The sequence below is a fragment of the Streptomyces sp. Root1310 genome (assembly GCF_001426425.1).
Classification (GTDB): domain Bacteria; phylum Actinomycetota; class Actinomycetes; order Streptomycetales; family Streptomycetaceae; genus Streptomyces.
In genome coordinates, this window is sequence record NZ_LMEQ01000001.1 from 2,089,785 (window position 1) to 2,107,539 (window position 17,755).

Consider the following 17,755-nt stretch of genomic DNA (forward strand, 5'->3'; position numbering starts at 1 on the left):
GTCAGCCGGTGCCGGCGTCCAGCGTCGTGGCCGTGGTCTGGAGTTCGCCCAGTACGCCGGCCGGGTCGCCGTTCGGGGTCACGGCCCGGCCGATCCGCTGCTTGATCTCCGCGCTGACCTTCGCCCAGGAGGTCCGTCCGACGGGGTAGGTCTCGGAGAGGGGGAGCTGGTCGAGGAACGGCTTGAGGTCGGCGTCCTCCTTGGCCGTGCTCATGACCTGGGAGGCCGAGTTGGTGACCGGCAGCAGGTCGTACTCGCGGGAGAAGTCCAGCACGTTCTTCTCGCTGTAGACGTAGTCGAGGAAGTCGCCGACCTGCTCGGCGTGCCCGTTCTGCTTGAAGGCGGTCATCCAGTCGGCGACGCCCATGGAGACCTTGGTCGGGCCGGCGACGCCGGGCATCGGCACCATGCCGAACTTCACGCCCTTGCTCGCGGCCGCCTTCATCAGCGAGGGGTGCCCGTTGAGCATGCCCACGTCGCCGGCGGCGAACGCGGCGAACGCGTCGGCCCGGTTCAGCTTGTCCGGCGCGACCGGCCCGGTGAGGCCCTTGCCGACCAGGTCGTCCTTCAGCCAGTCGAAGGTCTCGACGTTCTCGGTGGAGTCGAGGCTGTAGGCGCTGACGGTCTGGGTGTAGCCGCCCCCGCCGCTGAGCAGCCACTGAAGGGTCTCGGCCTGCGCCTCCTCGGACCCGAGGGGCAGCGCGTACGGGTACTTCACGCCCTCGTCCTTGAGCGCCTTCGCGTCCTCGGCGAGCTCGGCCCAGGTGGTCGGCGGGTTCAGGCCGGCCTCGGCGAAGAGGGACTTGTTGTAGAACAGCAGGCGCGTGGAGGAGGCGAACGGCATGCCGTACCGCACCCCGTGCACCTCGCCCGCGCCGGCGAGCTGGGACACGAAGTCGGCCTCGACGGGGATGGAGAGCACGTCGCTCACCTTGTAGAGGAGGTCGGCGGCCGCGTAGTCGGCGTACGCGCCGATCTGGGCCATGTCGGGGGCCCTGCCCGCGTCGACCATCGACTTGACCTTGGCGTCCACGTCGTTCCACGAGTAGACGCTCACCTCGACGGTGACGCCGGGGTGGTCCTTCTCGTACCCCTCGACGAGCTTGTCCCAGTACTTCTTCGAGCTGTTGGCGCTGCTGTCGCCGTAGTCGGCGGCGACGAGTCTCAGCGTGACGTCGTCGGAGTCCTCGGACAGTCCGCAGCCGGTGAGGACCGCGGCCATGCCGAGGGCCGACACCCCCGCCACCGCTCCTGTGATCGTTCCTGACTTCCGTGCCCGCCGCTGCACCGTGACGCTCCCCAACTGATTGCTCATACCAATGGACCGTTATACGGATTAAGGTCTACACCACTATGTGGACTAGACCTCTTTCGGCCTCCGAGGCGGCACGGTACCCCCACAACCGCGAGTGGACTAGACCTCTCGCGGGTCCGCGGTCCACACTGTCCCCGTGAGACATGTCATCGCCCTCGACGTGGGCGGCACCGGGATGAAGGCCGCCCTGGTCGGCGCGGACGGCGCACTGCTGCACCGGGCCCGCCGGCCCACCGGCCGTGAGCGCGGACCCGAAGCGGTCGTCGCCGGCATCCTCGACTTCGCCGCCGACCTGCGCGACCACGGCGCCCGGCAGTTCGGCGAACCCGCCGCCGCGGCGGGCGTGGCCGTGCCCGGCATCGTCGACGAGGCGAACGGCGTCGCCGCCTACGCCGCCAACCTGGGCTGGCGGGACGTACCCCTGCGCGCACTGCTCGCCGAGCGTCTCGGCGCTCCCGTCGCCCTCGGGCACGACGTACGCACCGGCGGCCTCGCCGAGGGCCGGATCGGTGCGGGCCGGGACGCGGACCGGTTCCTGTTCGTGGCGCTGGGCACCGGCATCGCGGGCGCGATCGGCGTCGACGGCCGGGTGGAGGCGGGCGCCCACGGCTTCGCGGGCGAGATCGGCCACATCGTCGTACGGCCCGGGGGAACCCCGTGTCCGTGCGGACAGCACGGCTGTCTGGAGCGCTTCGCGTCGGCCGCGGCGGTCAGCGAGGCGTGGGCGGCGGCCTGCGGGGACCCGGAGGCGGACGCCGCGGACTGCGCGAAGGCCGTCACGTCCGGTGACCCGAACGCCGTCCGGGTCTGGCAGGCGGCCGTGGACGCGCTCGCCGACGGCCTGGTCACCGCCCTCACCCTGCTGGACCCCCGCACGCTCGTCATCGGTGGCGGCCTCGCCGAGGCGGGGGAAACCTTGTTCACGCCACTACGGGACGCGGTCCGCCGACGGGTGACCTTCCAGAAGCTGCCGGAGATCGTCCCGGCGGCCCTGGGCGACACCGCCGGCTGCCTGGGCGCGGGCCTCCTGGCCTGGGATCTCCTCAACACAACCGACGGTATGGAGGTAACACCCTGATGGCCACCCTCCCAGGGGCGCGGGGAACCGCGCGACGACCCACGACGCGCCCGCAGGTACTCACCGGCGCCAGGGTGGTACTGCCGAAGGGCACGGTCCCGGACGGCCGTGTCACGATCGACGGCACGAAGATCGTGGCCGAAGCCCCGCACGGGGACGTCATCGACGTGACGGGCCACTGGCTGGTCCCCGGCTTCGTCGACCTGCACAACCACGGCGGCGGCGGGGCCTCCTTCTCCGGTACGGCCGAGGACGTCCTGAAGGCCATCCGCACCCACCGGCTGCACGGCACCACCACCCTCGTCGCCTCCACCGTCACCGACGACATGGACTTCCTGGCCCGCCAGGCCGGCCTGCTGAGCGAGCTGGCCGAGCAGGGCGACCTGGCCGGCATCCACTTCGAGGGCCCCTTCATCTCGCCGTGCCGCAAGGGCGCGCACTCCGAGGCGCTGCTGCGCGACCCCGACCCGGCGGAGGTGCGCAAGCTGATCGACGCGGCGCGCGGCCGGGCGAGCATGGTCACCCTCGCGACGGAACTCCCGGGCGGCCTGGACTCCGTACGACTGCTCGCCGAGCACGGCGTGATCGCCGCCGTCGGGCACACGGACGCGACGTACGAGCAGACGGTTCAGGCCATCGAGGCCGGAGCCACCGTCGCCACCCACCTCTTCAACGCGATGCCGCCGCTCGGCCACCGCAGCCCCGGCCCGATCGCCGCGCTCCTGGCGGACGAGCGGGTGACGGTCGAGCTCATCAACGACGGCACACACCTGCACCCGGCCGCCCTGGAGCTGGCGTTCCGGCACGCGGGCCCGGCCCGGGTGGCGTTCATCACCGACGCGATGGACGCGGCCGGCATCGGCGACGGCCGCTATCTGCTCGGCCCGCTGGAGGTCGAGGTCAGCGAGGGCGTCGCCCGGCTGGTGGAGGGCGGGTCGATCGCGGGCTCCACCCTCACCCAGGACCGCGCCTTCCAGCGGGCGGTGACGATCGACCGGCTGCCGGTCGAGGACGTCGTCGCCGCGCTGTCCGCCAACCCGGCCCGGCTGCTGGGCATCGACGACAGGGTGGGCTCACTGGAGCCCGGCAAGGACGCCGACCTGGTCCTGCTGGACGAGAACTTCGAGCTCAAGGGCGTGATGCGCCAGGGGGATTGGGTGGTGGATCCCCAACTGGCCTGAAACGTCCCCCCGCACAGGAACGGTGGCCGACCCGCGCACTGGGCCGGTCGCCGTCTCTTTGGCATGATCAGGCCTCCGGGAGCCGCAAAGTTCCGGAACCGTTCATGTACGCATGCCATCCGGGGGAGGCCGCCAGGTGATCCTCACCGTCACCCTGAACACCGCTCTCGACCTCACCTATCGCGTGCCCGCGCTGCGGCCGCACACCTCGCACCGGGTGACCGACGTGCGGGAACGGCCCGGCGGCAAGGGGCTGAACGTCGCCCGGGTGCTGGCCGCCCTCGGCCACGAGGTGACGGTCACCGGATTCGCGGGCGGCCCCACCGGCCGGGTCGTACAGGAACGGCTCACCGCCACGACCGGGATCGTGGACGCCCTCGTCCCGATAGCCGGGTCCACCCGCCGCACGGTCGCCGTCGTCGACGCCCGCACCGGCGACACGACCCAGTTGAACGAGCCCGGCCCGGTGATCGCGCCGGCCGAGTGGTCCGCCTTCCAGGAGGCGTACGAGGGGCTGCTCACCGGCGCCGACGCGGTGGCCCTGTGCGGGAGTCTGCCGCCGGGCGTCCCGGTGGGCGCGTACGCGGTCCTGGTGCGGCGGGCACGGGCCGCGGGTGTCCCCGTGCTGCTGGACACGAGCGGGGAGCCGTTGCGCCGGGGGGTCGCCGCCCGCCCGGACATCGTCAAGCCGAACGCCACCGAGCTGGCCGAACTCACCGGCTCGCACGAGCCGTTGCAGGCGACCCGGGACGCCCGCAGGCGTGGCGCGCACGCCGTCGTGGCCTCGCTGGGCGCCGAAGGCTTCCTCGCGGTCACCCCGGAGGGCCGCTGGCGCGCCGTCCCACCACGCCGCGTCCACGGCAATCCGGCCGGCGCGGGCGACTCGGCGGTCGCGGGCCTGCTGTCCGGTTGGGTGGAGGGCCTTCCCTGGCCGGACCGCCTGTCCCGCGCGGTGGCCCTGTCGGCGGCGACCGTGGCGGCCCCGGTGGCGGGCGAGTTCGACCGCGCCGCCTACGAGGAGCTGCTGGGCCGGATCACGGTGGCCGCGGAGAGCACCGCGGCCTGAACCCGGCGGCTCAGCGCTTGACGTGACCCGCCTTCACCCACAACTGGTCCAGCAGGACGTTGCACTTGTCGCCGTCCTGGCAGGAGAGGGTGAGCGTGTTGGTGCCCTTGGTGAGCGTGGGATACGTGTAGCTCGTCGTCCAGCCCTTGACGAAGTCGCCGGCGGGCCCCTTCGCGTAGTTCTTGAGGGGGAACTTGCTGCCGAAGGTCTTGCCGTTGACCGTGAGCGTCATCGCCTGGTCCTCACCCGGAACGCTGTAGTGCGCGAAGAGGGTGTAATCGCCGTCCGACGGGACGCCGTTGACCGTCCAGGTGACCGAGTTGCCCACCTGGTTGAGGTTGCCGACGTACACGCCGCCCGCCGCCTGCGCGCCCTCGACGTCCGAGGCCAGCGCGGCGCTGCCGCCGAGGTTCAGCGCCTTCGCGTCCACCGGCGGGATCTCGGCCTTGTCCGCGTCGTCGGCGGCCGACTCGCTGGGCGATGGGCTCGCGGAGGCGGAGGTCGAGGTGGTGGGCTGGTCGCTGGCCTTGTTGTCGTCGGAGCCGTCGTCGCCGTTCGCCATGACCACCACGATGCCGATCACGACCGCGGCGACCACCGCGACCGCGCCGATCAGCAGACCCTTGGTGTTGGGGCCGCGGCCGCGGCCGCCGCCGTTCTGCGCGGGCTGACGACCGGTGGAGGGGCCGCCGCCGAAGTTCTCGGGCGCGGCGTAGTGCGCGTTCGGCTGGCCGTACGCGCCCTGCTGCTGAGGCATCGTCGGCGGCTGCCCGTACTGCGCGGTCTGCTGCTGTCCGTACTGGCGCTCGCCGACCGCGCGCACTCTGCTGACCGAGTTGGGGTAGCCGTAGCCACCACCGGAGGGCGGCTGCGCGCCGTTGGCCTGGCCGTCGGCGTAGAGGTAGCCGAACGGGTCGTCGTCCTCGGGCGTACTCGCGCCGTTGTTGCCGGACGTCATCCCTTGGTACTCCTCAGCAAGTGCGGGTCGGATGCGGTGGTGCGGTCAGACTGGCGAGCCTACCCGCTCCGGATGGCCCAAACAGGTGACTCTGATCGCATCAAGCCGCCGACCTGGTGATCATCCCGCACGCCGGTGCTGTTTGGGACGAGATCGTTTCTCGACGTACATGCGTTCGTCCGCGGACTTCAGCACTTCGTCCGCGGTCATCCCGCAATGTGCCCAGCCGATGCCGAAACTCGCTCCCACCCGCACGGCCCGGCCCTCGGCGCGGATCGGCTGGATGATCTCGTTGCGCAGCCGTACGGCCAGGTCGGCCGCGTCGGCCCGGCCGAGGCCGTCGGCGAGGATCACGAACTCGTCGCCGCCGAGCCGGGCGACCGTGTCGCCGTCGCGGACCTGGCGCGAGAGCCGGCGGGCGACCTCGATGAGGACCGCGTCACCGGCGTTGTGGCCGAACCGGTCGTTGATCGACTTGAAGCCGTCGAGGTCGCAGAAGAGCACCGCGAGCCCCTTGGTGCCGTCGTCGCGCCCCTCCTCGGGGGCGGCGGTGTGCACATGGTGGTCGTAGCCGTCGAAGGACTCGGCGCCGCCGGGCCGGTAGTCGAAGCCGTGCCCGTTGGCGTCGAAGGCGGCGTGGCCGTAGGCCGTGTCCATGGCGTCCACCGCGGCGGGATGGGTGGACTGGGGGCGCTGACAGAGCCGGGCGGAGAGCCGCGAGCGCAGTTCGGCGGAGTTCGGCAGTCCGGTGAGGGAGTCGTGCGAGGCCCGGTGGGCGAGCTGGAGCTCGCGGCGCTTGCGGTCCTCTATGTCCTCGACGTGGGTGAGGAGGAAGCGGGGCCCGTCGGCGGCGTCGGCGACGACCGAGTTGCGGAGGCTGACCCAGACGTAGGTGCCGTCCCGGCGGCCGAGGCGGAGTTCGGCGCGCCCGCCCTCGGCGGAGGTGCGCAGCAGGGTGCCTATGTCCTCGGGGTGGACGAGGTCGGAGAAGGAGTACCGGCGCATCGCGGAGGCGGGGCGGCCCAGCAGACGGCACAGGGCGTCGTTGGTCCGGAGTATCCGACCGTGCTGGTCGCCGCCCATCTCGGCTATCGCCATGCCGGAGGGGGCGTACTCGAAGGCCTGCCGGAAGCTTTCCTCACTGGCGCGCAGGGCCTGCTGCTCGCGTTCGAGCCGGACCAGTGCCCGCTGCATATTCGCACGTAGACGCGCGTTGCTAATGGCGATGGCGGCCTGGAAGGCGTACATCTGGAGGGCTTCGCGCCCCCACGCGCCGGGCCGTCTGCCGTTGCGCGGCCGGTCCACGGACAGGACGCCTATCAGCTCACCGCAGGCGCCTCCGCTGCCGGGAGCGGCGGGCATGTACATGGGGGCGAAGAGGCGGTCCGAGGGGTGCCACTCGTCCTCGAAGCGGGGCGCGGGCCCGTCGGTGTACCACTGGGGCACGTCGTCGTCGTCGAGGACCCAGCCCTCGGTGTGCGGTATGAAGATCAGGTCGCCCCAGGTCTCCCCCATGGCGAGGCGCCGGTCCCAGGATTCGCGCGAGCCGACCCGGCCGGTGATCAGGGCCTCGGCGGCCGGGTTTCCGGCGAAGGCGGCGACCACGAGATCGCCGTCGGGACGCACGAGATTGACGCACGCGAGCTCGTACCCGAGTGCCGTGACCACGCCGTCGGCGACGGTCTGCAAGGTGTCGGCCAGACTGCGGGCCGTGTTCATGTCGGCCATGACCTGGTGCAGCTGTCGCAGGGACGCAAGGCGGACGTAAGGCTCCGACTCGGTCTCCATGTGTTTCGCCCTCCCCCCGAGACTTCGCAGCGAATCAAGGGTTGTTCTCGGCGTAACGTCGTTTCTGGTGCTGTGCTGTCGGTGTGTGTCTCCTTGTGACGCCTCCGCCACTGAATCACAGCGCGCTGCCCACTCGGTACACAGGGTCAACAATTAATGCGTCTTGTGACTCAAGTCACAGATGAAGATGAACATTTGAGTGGAGTTTCCGCGTTTTCCTGTGTGTTTCCTGAACACGGACAGGCACGAACCTGCCCGGACGGACACCGGAATCGGGCGCCGGGGGAATCGGTCCACGGTCCTACGACCCTACTCGGGCGGAGGTCCGATGCGCCGCGCACCGGACGGACACTAGCGTTCCGGACATGCCCCCAGACGTACTCGAGCCGGCCGTGCTCAAGACCTTGTCCGAGACCCGCTCCAGGCATGCTGAGGGAGTGAGCAACGACGAGTTCCGCGCCGCCATGTCCCGGCTCGCCGACGGCGTGGTCCTGGTGACCGCCCGGGAGCCGTCCCTCGACCCGGACGACCCCGGGGCGCCGGACTGCGAGGACGTCGGCATGACCGCGACGGCGTTCATGTCGGTCTCCCTGGACCCACCGCTGGTGCTGGTCAGTCTGCGCACCGGCTCCCGGATGGACGACCTGCTCGACGAGCAGCCCCTGTGGGCGGTGTCGGTGCTCTCCGAGAGCCAGCGGCACATCGCCGGCCGCTTCGCCATGAAGGGCCGCATCAGCGACCGGCTGCTCTTCGAGGACATCCCGTACACCCGCGGCGAGGTGGCCGGCGCGCCCCTGGTCGGCGGCGCCCTGGCGACTCTGGAGTGCCGCACCGAGCAGCAGGTCACGGCCGGCGACCACACGCTGGTGATCGGCCGCGTGCTGACCGCGTCGGTGCCGAACGCGGGCGGCGGTCCGCTGATGTATTTCCGGGGCCGTTACCGGCAGTTGGGGTGACACCGGAAATGCCGTGGCCGCCGGACGGGCGGCCCGCCTAGGGTGCCCGCATGACGACTTCAGGGCCCCGTCTCGAGATCATCACTCCCGCGAATTTCGAGGCGGCGACCGGCATTCGGGTCCGCCCCGACCAGGAATTCGCGGTCTCGCCGGTGATGCAGTCGCTCGCGGAGGCCTACGTCCATGGCGCGGGGGTCGCCTGGCCGCGCCTGATCATGGACGGCGACCGGGCCGTCGGCTTCCTGATGGCCTTTCTCGACATCGACTGGAACGGGCGCGGGGACGGCGGCCCGGTGCGCTCCGGACTGTGGCGGCTGAACATCGCCGCCGGTGAACAGGGCCGCGGTTACGGCCGGTTCGCCGTGGAGTCCGTGGCCGCGGAACTGCGGCGCCGGGGCACCGACGAGATGTACGTGACCTGGCACGAGGGCGAGAACGGTCCCGCGGACTTCTATCTCGGGCTGGGCTTCCGGAAGAACGGCGAGACCAGCGAGGGAGAGACGGTCGGCGTCCTCGCCCTGGACTAGCCGCCCCCGCCCCCGGAACGGCCCGCCTTCCGGCCCCGGGGTCCGCCCGTCGATGCGGGCGGGGCGGCGAATTCGATCAGCACCCGTCGCGAACGGTCCCGCCGGGTCAGCCCCAGTCCCGTCCGGTCAGCCCCAGTCCCGTCCGTTCCGGCCCCGCTTCGTCTGCGAGCGCTGCTTCTTCTCCCGCAGCCGGCGCTCGTTGATCCCGCGCGGGATCCGGGTCGGCCGACGCGGCTTGGGCGGCGGGGCGGTGGCCTCGGCGAGGAGGGCGGCGAGGCGTACGGCGGCGGTCTCGCGGTTGCGCCACTGGGAGCGGTGCTCGGAGGCGCGGACGGTGACGACGCCGTCGACGAGCCGGCCGGCCAGCCGGTCGAGCGCCCGCGCCTTCCACACGTCGGGCAGCGCCTCGGTGCGCGCGAGGTCGAAGCGGAGCTCCACCTGCGAGTCACTGGTGTTGACGTGCTGCCCGCCCGGCCCCGAAGACCGCGAGAAACGCCACATGAGCTCGGCCTCGGGGAGCGAGACGGAGCCGCGGATGACATGGGGACCAGACATGCCGACCATGTTCCCGCCCACGCCGCCCCCACGTCACGCGAATATCCCCGGAACCCGCCGCGGGGTCGTCTTGGTAAAGAAAGTAAAGAAACGCGGAGTGGCGGGGAACCTTGAGCACCCTTCGCTGCGTTCATAGGGATAGCTGTAGCTTCGTGCCCGTACGAAGCCCCGTACGAAGCCGTACGCAACGAGGGAAGGACTCCCAACCATGGCTGTAAGCCTGTCCAAGGGTGGCAACGTCTCGCTCACCAAGGAGGCTCCGGGCCTGACCGCCGTCACCGTGGGCCTCGGCTGGGACGTCCGCACCACCACCGGCACGGACTTCGACCTCGACGCCTCGGCGATCGCGGTCAACCCCCAGGGCAAGGTCTACTCCGACGGTCACTTCGTCTTCTTCAACAACAAGCAGACGCCGGACCAGACCATCGTCCACACCGGCGACAACCGCACCGGCGAGGGCGCGGGCGACGACGAGGCGATCAACGTCAACCTGGCCGGTCTCCCGGCCGACATCGACAAGATCGTCTTCCCGGTCTCGATCTACGACGCGGAGAACCGCTCGCAGAACTTCGGCCAGGTCCGCAACGCCTACATCCGCATCGTCAACCAGGCCGGCGGCGCCGAGATCGCCCGCTACGACCTCTCGGAGGACGCGGCCACCGAGACGGCCATGGTCTTCGGCGAGCTCTACCGCAACGGCGCGGAGTGGAAGTTCCGCGCGGTCGGCCAGGGCTACGCCTCGGGCCTCGTGGGCATCGCCCAGGACTTCGGCGTGAGCGTCTGACGTCCTGCGCCCACGCGCACGCCTCATCGGAGCCCCCGGCCACCCGGCCGGGGGCTCCGCGGCCTACCTGGCGAGTTCGGCCGGCGCGTCCAGCCGGGTCAGCTTGCGCGGGTTCCTCATCAGATGGACCCGGGCCCCGATCACGTGGCCGCCCGGCGGCCGCGGATGCGGGTGAGCCGGGCGGAGCAGCGGGCCGCGCGACCGTGAACAGCGGGCTGCGGTGGGCGGCGAAGGGGCCCCGGTCACGCCGTGGACGCCACCGGGGACCGGCCGGGACCCGCGGCCAGCGGAATCGCGCACGCGTCCGAGTAGCCCTGCGAGGTGATCCCCTGCGCCGCGTTGGTCCTGGCCGACAGGTTGGCGAAGCCGATGAGCACGGTGAGCTCGACCAGCGCCGCCGGGCCGAGCTCGTCGAGCAGACGCGCGGACAGCTCGTCGGTGACGGTCGGCGGCGTGTTCGTCATCGCCTCGGCGTACTCCAGCACGTCACGCTCCAGCGGCGTGAACACGTCCGCCTCCCGCCAGCGCGGCACCTGGCTCGCCTTGCCCAGGTCCAGGTTCCGGTTCAGCGCCGCGAAGTAGTTGATGTCGAGGCACCAGCTGCAGCCGACCTGCGCCGCGACGGCCATGTGCGCGAAGGTCTTGAGGCTCTCGTCGGCCGTGTTCCACTCGGCCGCCTTCGCCCCGAACTCCAGAGCGGCCAGGGTGACCGCGGGGTTGTGGAACCCCACCTCCACGGGCTCGGGCAGTGCACCGAACTGCTTGATCAGGTTCTCCCTCAACTCGGTGGGAAGCTCCGCCTTCGGTATACGCGGTGTCACGGTGTTCTCCCTGTCTCGGTGGCCGCTTCAGTCGCTTCAGTCGCTTCAGTCGCTTCGGCCGGTGCGGCCCGCTCGGCCGGTGCAACGTGGTCGGCATGAAGACACCGCCGGGCCCGGGGACGTGACAGGCCGGCGCGGGACCCGTCGGACCGGGTTCGCCGACTAGCGTGCGTCCCATGCTTCTCGACCCCCTCCGCCTCACCCCCGACCGGGACATCCCCGCGCCCCTGCTCACCGAACTCACCGCGCTCTACGCCTCCCAGCACGCGTTCCACGCCCTCAGCGGTGACTTCCCGGATCCGGACGACATCCGGCCGGAGCAGGTGGCGGCTGAGCTCGCCCGGGAGCTGGCGCAGGAAGGGGTCGAGGTGCTGCTCGCCCGCAGTCAGGGACGGCTGGTCGGGGTCGTGGTCACCCTCGACCGGCATCCCGACCCGGCCGATCCCGATCCGTGGGTCGGGTTGCTGATGGTGGACGCGGCCGTGCAGGGGCAAGGCCACGGCAGGCGGATCGTCCGTCAGGTCGAGGACCGCTTCCGGGAGGCCGGCCGCGACGCCCTGCGGCTCGCCGTGCTCGACGCCAACGCCGACGGGCTCGCCTTCTGGACCGCCCTCGGGTACCAGGTCATCGGGCACCGGCCCGACCTGCAACTGGGCCGTCCGTGCGCTGTGTTGCGCAAGCCGCTGCGCAGGTTCCGCCGTGCCGCCCGGGTCGCCGTCGTCGATCAGCAGGGCGCCGTCCTCCTCTTCCGGTACCACAACGCCGATGTCGGCATCCACTGGGCGCTGCCCGGCGGCGGCCTGGAGGAGGGCGAGTCACCGCGCGAGGGCGCGAGGCGGGAGCTGCGCGAGGAGACCGGGTGGGCGGACCTGGAGCCGGGGCCGCTGCTGTGCACCTGGGAACACGACTTCACCCGCATGGGCATCCTCGTGACCCAGCACGAGCACATCCACGTCACCCCCGGCCCGCGTCGCGAACCCGGCGGGCCCGGTCTCGCGGCCTCCCACGCCGCGGACGGCATCCTCGGCTGGCGCTGGTGGACGCGCGAGGAGCTCGCCCGGGAGACGGAGCCGGTGTGGCCGCCCGGTCTCGCCCGGCTGCTCGACGCGTGGGAGGCGGAGAGCGGCCACCGCGGTCCGGGACCGGCGTGACGGCTCACGGGCGGGCGGGCTTGCCCTCCCCGTACAGCCAGTCCGCCCAGATGTCGTCGAAGTCCTCGTCCGGCGCCTGCTTCTCCACGAACGCCGTGAAGTCGTCGGTGTCGGCGCCGCCGTGGCGGTGGGCGGCGGCCCAGCCCTGAACGATGTCGTAGAAGGTGTCGTCGCCGACGGTCTGGCGGATGCGGTGGATCACCATCGCGCCGCGCTGGTAGACCGGGGAGTCGGAGACCTGTGCAGCGCTCGTCGGCTTCGCGGGCGGAAATGCCCACAGGTCCTCGAACTCGTCCTCGCCGTGGTCGTACAGCTCCGTGAACGTCTCCTCCGCCGTGGCACCGCCCTCGTCCTCCGTCCACAGCCACTCGGCGTAGGTCGCCAGGCCCTCGTTGAGCCACATGTCCTGCCAGCTCTTCGGCGTGACGGAGTCGCCGAACCACTGATGGGCGGTCTCGTGGACGAGGATCGCGGTGTCGGGGGCGCCGGGGTAGAAGGGACGGTTCTGGGTCTCCAGGGCGTACAAGGCGTCCTCGGGGCGGTCGACGATCGCGCCGGTGGAGGAGAACGGGTAGGGGCCGAAGTTGTACTCCGCCCATTCCATGACCTCGGGGAGCCGGGCGAGCACCTTGCGGCTCGCGGTCACCTGGGACGGGTCCACGGCGACGTACACCGGCAGCCCGCCCCGCGCCGTGGAACGGGTGACGGTGTAGCGGCCGATCGCGAGGGTGGCCACATAGCTCGCCATCGGTTCGGCCGTGTGCCAGACGAAGGTCGTGCGGCCGTCGTCCGCCGTCCTCGAACTGCGCAACTCGCCGTTGGAGACGGCCGTCAGGCCCTTCGGGACGGTGACGGCGATGTCGTACGACGCCTTGTCGGAGGGGTGGTGGTTGCCGGGGAACCAGGCCATGGAACCGGTCGGCTCACCCAGGGCGAGCGCTCCGTCCGCGGTGCGCAGCCAGCCCTCCTTCGAGCCGTCCGGGTCGGTGATCGTCCGCGGGCTGCCGGAGTAGCGGACCCGGACCTCGAAGGTCTCCCCGTCGGACAGGGCGCCGGGCGGCCGGACGATCAGCTCCTGACCGTCCCGGCGGAACGCGGCCGGGTCGCCCCCGACCGTCACCTCCTCGACCTTCATGCCCGTGAGGTCCAGGTCGAAGGCGGCGAGGTCCTCGGTCGCACGGGCGGTGACGACGGCGGTGCCGGTGAGCCGGTTGCCGTCGGGGGTGTAGGCGAGGGTCAGGCCGTAGTGGGAGACGTCGTAGCCGCCGTTGCCCGCCTTCGGGAAGTACGGATCGCCGACGCCGGGGGCACCCGAGGCGTCCCGGGCCCCGGGGCCCGGGGTGTCCGGCGCCCCCTCGCCGTCGCACGAGGTCAGGGTGAGCACTAGCGCTGCGGCGGCCACCGCCGGAACAAGGCGTACGGATCGGGACATGTCAGTGATCTTATGGGGACGGCCGGTCCCGGCGCGGGGGCGTGACACCATCGCCTACGTGCTCGACATCGGCTACGCCCTCTCCAACCGCTTCCCGGACCCGCCGCAGAAGGACTACCGGCGCGCGGACGTCCACAGCCTCCGCCACGACCTGTTCTGCGGCGACGTCTACCTCGCCGACACCAAGGCGGACCGTGAGGTGTCCACAGCCTGGGGATGGGTGCCGGTGCTGGACTTCGCGTGGGCGCTGTGCGACATCGTGGAGCTGATCGACCAGGACCCGGCGGGCTCCCGCGCCTCCCGCCCGCAGTACGCGGAACTGGACTTCACCGAGTCCACCGACTGCATGCTGTTCGAGCGCCGCTTCGGCTGGGTGGACATCACGGCCGACTGGATGCCGACGGAGGAGCCCCCGCTCACCTTCTCCCACGCCGAACTCCGCCGCGAGGCACGCGACTTCCTGCACGACCTTCTCGCCGACCTGACCGACCTGCACGAGGACCTGGCCGAGAACCCGGCCATCTGGACCTTGCAGGCCCGCTTCCCCCGGGTGAGCTAGCCCTCCACCCTGATCCCCAGCTCGGCGGCCAGCACGGGGGCCAGATCCAGCAGTTGGGCCGCGCTGATCACCGCGCCGGACAGCCGGTCCACGCCACCCGCGAGACCCAGTTCCACCGCTCCGCGCAGGTCCACGTCCGTCAGGGTCGCCGCGGTGAAGTCGGCGGACTTCAGGGCGCAGTCGACGAACCCGACCCGCTCCAGGCGGGCGCCGCCGAAGTCCGGCTCCACCAGGACGCACGAGTCGAAGACCACGTCCCGCAGCCGCGCCTGCCGCAGGTTCAGGTAGTCGATCTTGCCGCCGCGGATCACGACCCGCTCCAGGACGGCGCCGTACAACTGGGTGCCGCCCAGGCGGGCGTCGAGCAGCTCCACATCGCGCAGGGTCGCCTCCGCGAGGTCGGTGCCGACGCCCCGGATGCCGGTGAGGACCGAGTCGAGGAAGCGGGCGTGGCGCAGCCGTGTCCCGTCCAGCGCGCAGCCCGTCAGGGCGCAGTCCATGAAGCGGGCTCCCCCGCCGTCCTGCCCGGCGAGGTCCAGCTCGCGGAAATCCACGCCGTCGTAGTCGCCGTCGGGCTCCAGCCCGCCGCCCTCGTACGGCTCGAGCGGCGGCAGCCGCACCTCCGGACGCCGCGCACCCTTCACCGCCGCACCGACGCTGCCGCCCGTGCCGCCGCCGGCCCTGCCGGTTCTCCCGGTCCCAGTCCTCGCCATGCCCCCATGCTGCACCCCACCACTGACAATCCCCCTGGCCCCTCCCTCCCCGTCCCCCTCCCTCCCCGTCCCCCTCCCTCCCCGTCCTCCCTCCGTTCCCTCCCGGCAGCCGGAACGCCCTTGACCTCAAGCAAGGTTCAGGTTGAAGGGTGGGAGCGGTCGGGCAACAGCCGGTCCCGACCCGGCCCCGCCGCCCCGCACCCGTAACCAAGAACCCACCACCCGCCACCCACCACGCACCACCCGCCACGCACCACGCACCACGCACCAGCCACCGCCCACCACCCACGGGGGATCACCATGCACGCCATCCGCCTCCATGCCTTCGGCCCCGCCGAGAACCTCCGCCACGAGGAGGTCGCCGACCCGGTGCCCGGACCCGGCCAGGTCCGTGTCGCCGTCGAGGCCGCGGGCGTCCACCTCCTGGACACCGCCCTGCGCGAGGGCCTCCAGGGACCCGCCCCCGCGCCGACGACCCTCCCCACGATCCCCGGCCGGGAGATCGCCGGCCTCGTCGAGGCGGTCGGCGAGGGCACCCCCGACAGCTGGCTCGGCAGACGCGTCGTCGCCCACCTCGGCTTCGCGCCCGGCGGGTACGCCGAACGTGCCGTCACCGACGTCGACCGTGTGCACGAGATCCCGCCGAACCTGGACCCCGCCCGGGCCGTCGCCATGATCGGCACCGGCCGGACGGCGCTGGGGATCCTCCAGTTCGCCGAGCTGGGGCCCGCGTCCGTCGCCGTGGTCCCCGCGGCCGCGGGCGGCATCGGCACGCTCCTGGTGCAGTACGCCAAGAACGTGGGCGCGACCGTCGTCGGGCTGGCCGGCGGGCCGGAGAAGGTGGCCCGGGTGGCGGCGAACGGCGCCGATCTCGCCGTCGACTACACGGACACCGGCTGGCCCGCCGAGGTCCGCGCCCGGCTGGGCGGCCGGACCGCCGACGTCGTCTTCGACGGCGTGGGCGGTGACGTCGGCCGTGCGGCCGTCGCCCTGCTCGGCCCCACCGGCAGGCACCTCGTGTTCGGCTGGTCCGCCGAGGGCGTCCGCGACGGGAAGGGCTACTTCGTCGAGGGAGTCTCCCGGTCGGTCCTGGGACCGGTGATGATCGAGAAGGCGGGCGGCCTGCGGGCCCTGGAGCTTCGCGCCCTCGCCGAGGCGGCCGCCGGCCGGCTGAACCCGGCGGTGCAGACCTTCCCGCTCGCCGAGGCCGCCGCCGCGCACCGAGCGCTGGAGACCCGGGGAACGGTCGGAAAGGTCGTCCTGGTGCCATGACCCACCAGGGCCAACCGGTCCAGGGATGCGACAAGAGATGATTCATGGTGTTCTGTCTGGATGAGTGTCACCCGAACAGGTGAATCCTCCGCAGACACCGAACCCGATCCCCGCCGCTGGTGGGGCCTGGTGATCATCGCCCTCGCCCAGCTCATGGTCGTCCTCGACGCGACGATCGTGAACATCGCGCTCCCCTCCGCACAGGAGGACCTGGGCATCTCCGACGGCGACCGCCAGTGGGTGATCACCGCCTACACCCTGGCCTTCGGCGGCCTGCTCCTGCTCGGCGGCCGCATCGCCGACCTGGTGGGCCGCAAACGCACGTTCGTCATCGGGCTCATCGGCTTCGCCGTCGCCTCCGCGCTCGGCGGGGCGGCCACCGGCTCGGGCATGCTGTTCGGCGCCCGCGCCCTCCAGGGCGCCTTCGCGGCCCTGCTCGCCCCTTCCGCGCTCAGCCTCCTGACGACGACGTTCACCGACCCCAAGGAACGCGGGAAGGCCTTCGGTATCTACGGCGCGCTCGCCGGCAGCGGCGCCGCGATCGGCTTCATCGTCGGCGGCCTGCTCACCGAGTACCTCGACTGGCGCTGGTGCCTGTACGTCAACGTGCCCATCGCCGTCGTCGCCGTGCTCGGCGCCCTGGCACTGCTCCACGACCGCCCCGGTCACGCGGACGTCCGTCTCGACGTGCCCGGCGCGGTGCTGGGCTGCGGCGGCCTGGTCGCGATCGTCTACGGCTTCAGCGAGGCCGAACCGCGCGGCTGGACCGACCCCCTGGTGCTGGGGCTCTTCGCGGGCGGGATCGTCCTGCTCACGGTGTTCGTGTGGTGGCAGACCAAGGCGCGGGTGCCGCTGCTGCCCCTGCACATCATCAAGGACCGCAACCGCGCGGGCTGCTTCCTGACCATGGGCCTCGCCATCATCGGGATGTTCGGCCTGTTCCTGTTCATGACCTACTACCTCCAGGTCATCCTCGGCTACTCCCCCCTGAAGACGGGCCTCGCCTTCCTCCCGCTCACCCTGGCGATCATCATCGGCTCCACCCAGATCTCCGCGCGGCTGATGAGCCGCGTGCCGCCGCGCATGCTGATGGTCCCCGGCATGCTCCTCGCCTCGGGCGGCATGATGATCCTGACCCGGATGACGGTGGACTCCTCCTACGCCGACGAGATCCTGCCCGCCCTGCTCCTGATGGGCCTCGGCATGGGGCTGACGTTCATGCCGGTCTTCTCCACGGCCACCGCCGGGGTCGCCCCGCAGGACGCCGGCGTCACGTCCGCCACCGTCAACACCTCACAGCAGGTGGGCGGCTCCATCGGCACCGCGCTGCTCAACACGATCGCCACCACCAGCAGCGCCGCCTACATCTCGGCCCGTCCGACCGGCCCCGCGCGCCGGGCCCAGGTCATCGCGGAGGGCACTGTGCACGGCTACACGGTGGCCATCTGGTGGGCCGCCGGCATCATGCTGCTGGCCGGCCTGGTGGCGGGCCTGATGGTCACCACCGGCCCCCCGAGACACGCCCCGGCAGCGGCCGTACCGGAATCGGTGGCCTGACCGCTTTCGCCGTCGACCACCCCTGCCCGACCCGACCCGACC

The 17,755-nt window shown here is 71.8% G+C and carries 17 protein-coding genes; 10 read left to right on the forward strand and 7 right to left on the reverse strand.

Annotated elements, in window-relative coordinates:
* Position 1: 1 nt before the first annotated feature.
* A complete protein-coding gene (locus tag ASD48_RS09025; RefSeq protein ID WP_079073696.1) occupies positions 2–1,222 on the reverse strand; it encodes an extracellular solute-binding protein in 1,221 nt (406 codons plus the stop codon).
* A gap of 229 nt (positions 1,223–1,451) precedes the next feature.
* On the opposite strand from ASD48_RS09025, the gene ASD48_RS09030 reads away from it, so the two are divergent.
* The 3 genes from ASD48_RS09030 to ASD48_RS09040 all read left to right on the forward strand — a co-directional run bounded on the left by ASD48_RS09030 (position 1,452) and on the right by ASD48_RS09040 (position 4,640).
* Positions 1,452–2,393, forward strand: coding sequence for an ROK family protein (locus ASD48_RS09030; protein WP_079073665.1), 942 nt, complete (start codon positions 1,452–1,454; stop codon positions 2,391–2,393).
* Positions 2,393–3,574: an N-acetylglucosamine-6-phosphate deacetylase gene (nagA, locus tag ASD48_RS09035; RefSeq protein ID WP_057600821.1), complete on the forward strand. Its 1,182-nt coding sequence runs from the start codon at positions 2,393–2,395 to the stop codon at positions 3,572–3,574. Before ASD48_RS09030 ends, nagA begins: the two co-directional genes overlap by 1 nt.
* Before the next feature lie 136 nt (positions 3,575–3,710).
* Positions 3,711–4,640, forward strand: a complete 930-nt coding sequence (locus ASD48_RS09040) for a 1-phosphofructokinase family hexose kinase (RefSeq protein ID WP_057600822.1) — start codon at positions 3,711–3,713, stop codon at positions 4,638–4,640.
* A 10-nt stretch (positions 4,641–4,650) separates the two neighbouring features.
* On the opposite strand, the gene ASD48_RS09045 is transcribed toward ASD48_RS09040, so the two are convergent.
* Together ASD48_RS09045 and cdgB are read right to left on the reverse strand one after the other, a co-directional pair.
* Positions 4,651–5,598: a hypothetical protein gene (locus ASD48_RS09045; protein WP_057600823.1), complete on the reverse strand. Its 948-nt coding sequence runs from the start codon at positions 5,596–5,598 to the stop codon at positions 4,651–4,653.
* Between the two features lie 120 nt (positions 5,599–5,718).
* Positions 5,719–7,386, reverse strand: a complete 1,668-nt coding sequence (cdgB, locus tag ASD48_RS09050; RefSeq protein WP_057600824.1) for a diguanylate cyclase CdgB — start codon at positions 7,384–7,386, stop codon at positions 5,719–5,721.
* A gap of 437 nt (positions 7,387–7,823) precedes the next feature.
* Between cdgB and ASD48_RS09055 the strand changes: the two genes are divergently transcribed.
* Positions 7,824–8,342, forward strand: coding sequence for a flavin reductase family protein (locus ASD48_RS09055; protein WP_057600825.1), 519 nt, complete (start codon positions 7,824–7,826; stop codon positions 8,340–8,342).
* Positions 8,343–8,392: 50 nt separating this feature from the next.
* Positions 8,393–8,869: a GNAT family N-acetyltransferase gene (locus ASD48_RS09060; RefSeq protein WP_057600826.1), complete on the forward strand. Its 477-nt coding sequence runs from the start codon at positions 8,393–8,395 to the stop codon at positions 8,867–8,869.
* Positions 8,870–8,995: 126 nt separating this feature from the next.
* Here the strand turns inward: ASD48_RS09060 and arfB are convergent, their stop codons facing one another.
* On the reverse strand, positions 8,996–9,433 hold the full coding sequence (gene arfB, locus ASD48_RS09065; RefSeq protein ID WP_057600827.1) for an alternative ribosome rescue aminoacyl-tRNA hydrolase ArfB: 438 nt from the start codon (positions 9,431–9,433) through the stop codon (positions 8,996–8,998).
* Positions 9,434–9,632: 199 nt separating this feature from the next.
* Between arfB and ASD48_RS09070 the strand changes: the two genes are divergently transcribed.
* On the forward strand, positions 9,633–10,208 hold the full coding sequence (locus ASD48_RS09070) for a TerD family protein (RefSeq protein ID WP_020130301.1): 576 nt from the start codon (positions 9,633–9,635) through the stop codon (positions 10,206–10,208).
* A 242-nt stretch (positions 10,209–10,450) separates the two neighbouring features.
* Here ASD48_RS09070 and ASD48_RS09075 read toward each other — a convergent pair whose 3' ends face one another.
* Positions 10,451–11,029: a carboxymuconolactone decarboxylase family protein gene (locus ASD48_RS09075; protein ID WP_057600828.1), complete on the reverse strand. Its 579-nt coding sequence runs from the start codon at positions 11,027–11,029 to the stop codon at positions 10,451–10,453.
* A 176-nt stretch (positions 11,030–11,205) separates the two neighbouring features.
* Here ASD48_RS09075 and ASD48_RS09080 point away from each other — a divergent pair, with 176 nt between their 5' ends.
* The gene (locus tag ASD48_RS09080; protein ID WP_057600829.1) at positions 11,206–12,180 is read left to right on the forward strand and encodes a bifunctional GNAT family N-acetyltransferase/NUDIX hydrolase; all 975 of its coding nucleotides are present in this window, start codon (positions 11,206–11,208) and stop codon (positions 12,178–12,180) included.
* 4 nt (positions 12,181–12,184) lie between these two features.
* Here ASD48_RS09080 and ASD48_RS09085 read toward each other — a convergent pair whose 3' ends face one another.
* On the reverse strand, positions 12,185–13,612 hold the full coding sequence (locus ASD48_RS09085) for a M1 family metallopeptidase (RefSeq protein ID WP_057600830.1): 1,428 nt from the start codon (positions 13,610–13,612) through the stop codon (positions 12,185–12,187).
* A 58-nt stretch (positions 13,613–13,670) separates the two neighbouring features.
* Between ASD48_RS09085 and ASD48_RS09090 the strand changes: the two genes are divergently transcribed.
* Positions 13,671–14,171 carry a hypothetical protein gene (locus ASD48_RS09090; protein WP_057601096.1) on the forward strand — a complete coding sequence of 167 codons (501 nt, stop codon included), beginning with the start codon at positions 13,671–13,673 and terminating at the stop codon, positions 14,169–14,171.
* Here ASD48_RS09090 and ASD48_RS09095 read toward each other — a convergent pair.
* Positions 14,168–14,884, reverse strand: a complete 717-nt coding sequence (locus tag ASD48_RS09095; RefSeq protein ID WP_057600831.1) for a pentapeptide repeat-containing protein — start codon at positions 14,882–14,884, stop codon at positions 14,168–14,170. The genes ASD48_RS09090 and ASD48_RS09095 overlap by 4 nt on opposite strands.
* A 300-nt stretch (positions 14,885–15,184) precedes the next feature.
* Between ASD48_RS09095 and ASD48_RS09100 the strand changes: the two genes are divergently transcribed.
* Together ASD48_RS09100 and ASD48_RS09105 are read left to right on the forward strand one after the other, a co-directional pair.
* Positions 15,185–16,156 carry a zinc-binding dehydrogenase gene (locus ASD48_RS09100; RefSeq protein ID WP_057600832.1) on the forward strand — a complete coding sequence of 324 codons (972 nt, stop codon included), beginning with the start codon at positions 15,185–15,187 and terminating at the stop codon, positions 16,154–16,156.
* 60 nt (positions 16,157–16,216) lie between these two features.
* On the forward strand, positions 16,217–17,713 hold the full coding sequence (locus tag ASD48_RS09105) for an MFS transporter (RefSeq protein WP_057600833.1): 1,497 nt from the start codon (positions 16,217–16,219) through the stop codon (positions 17,711–17,713).
* Positions 17,714–17,755: the final 42 nt, after the last annotated feature.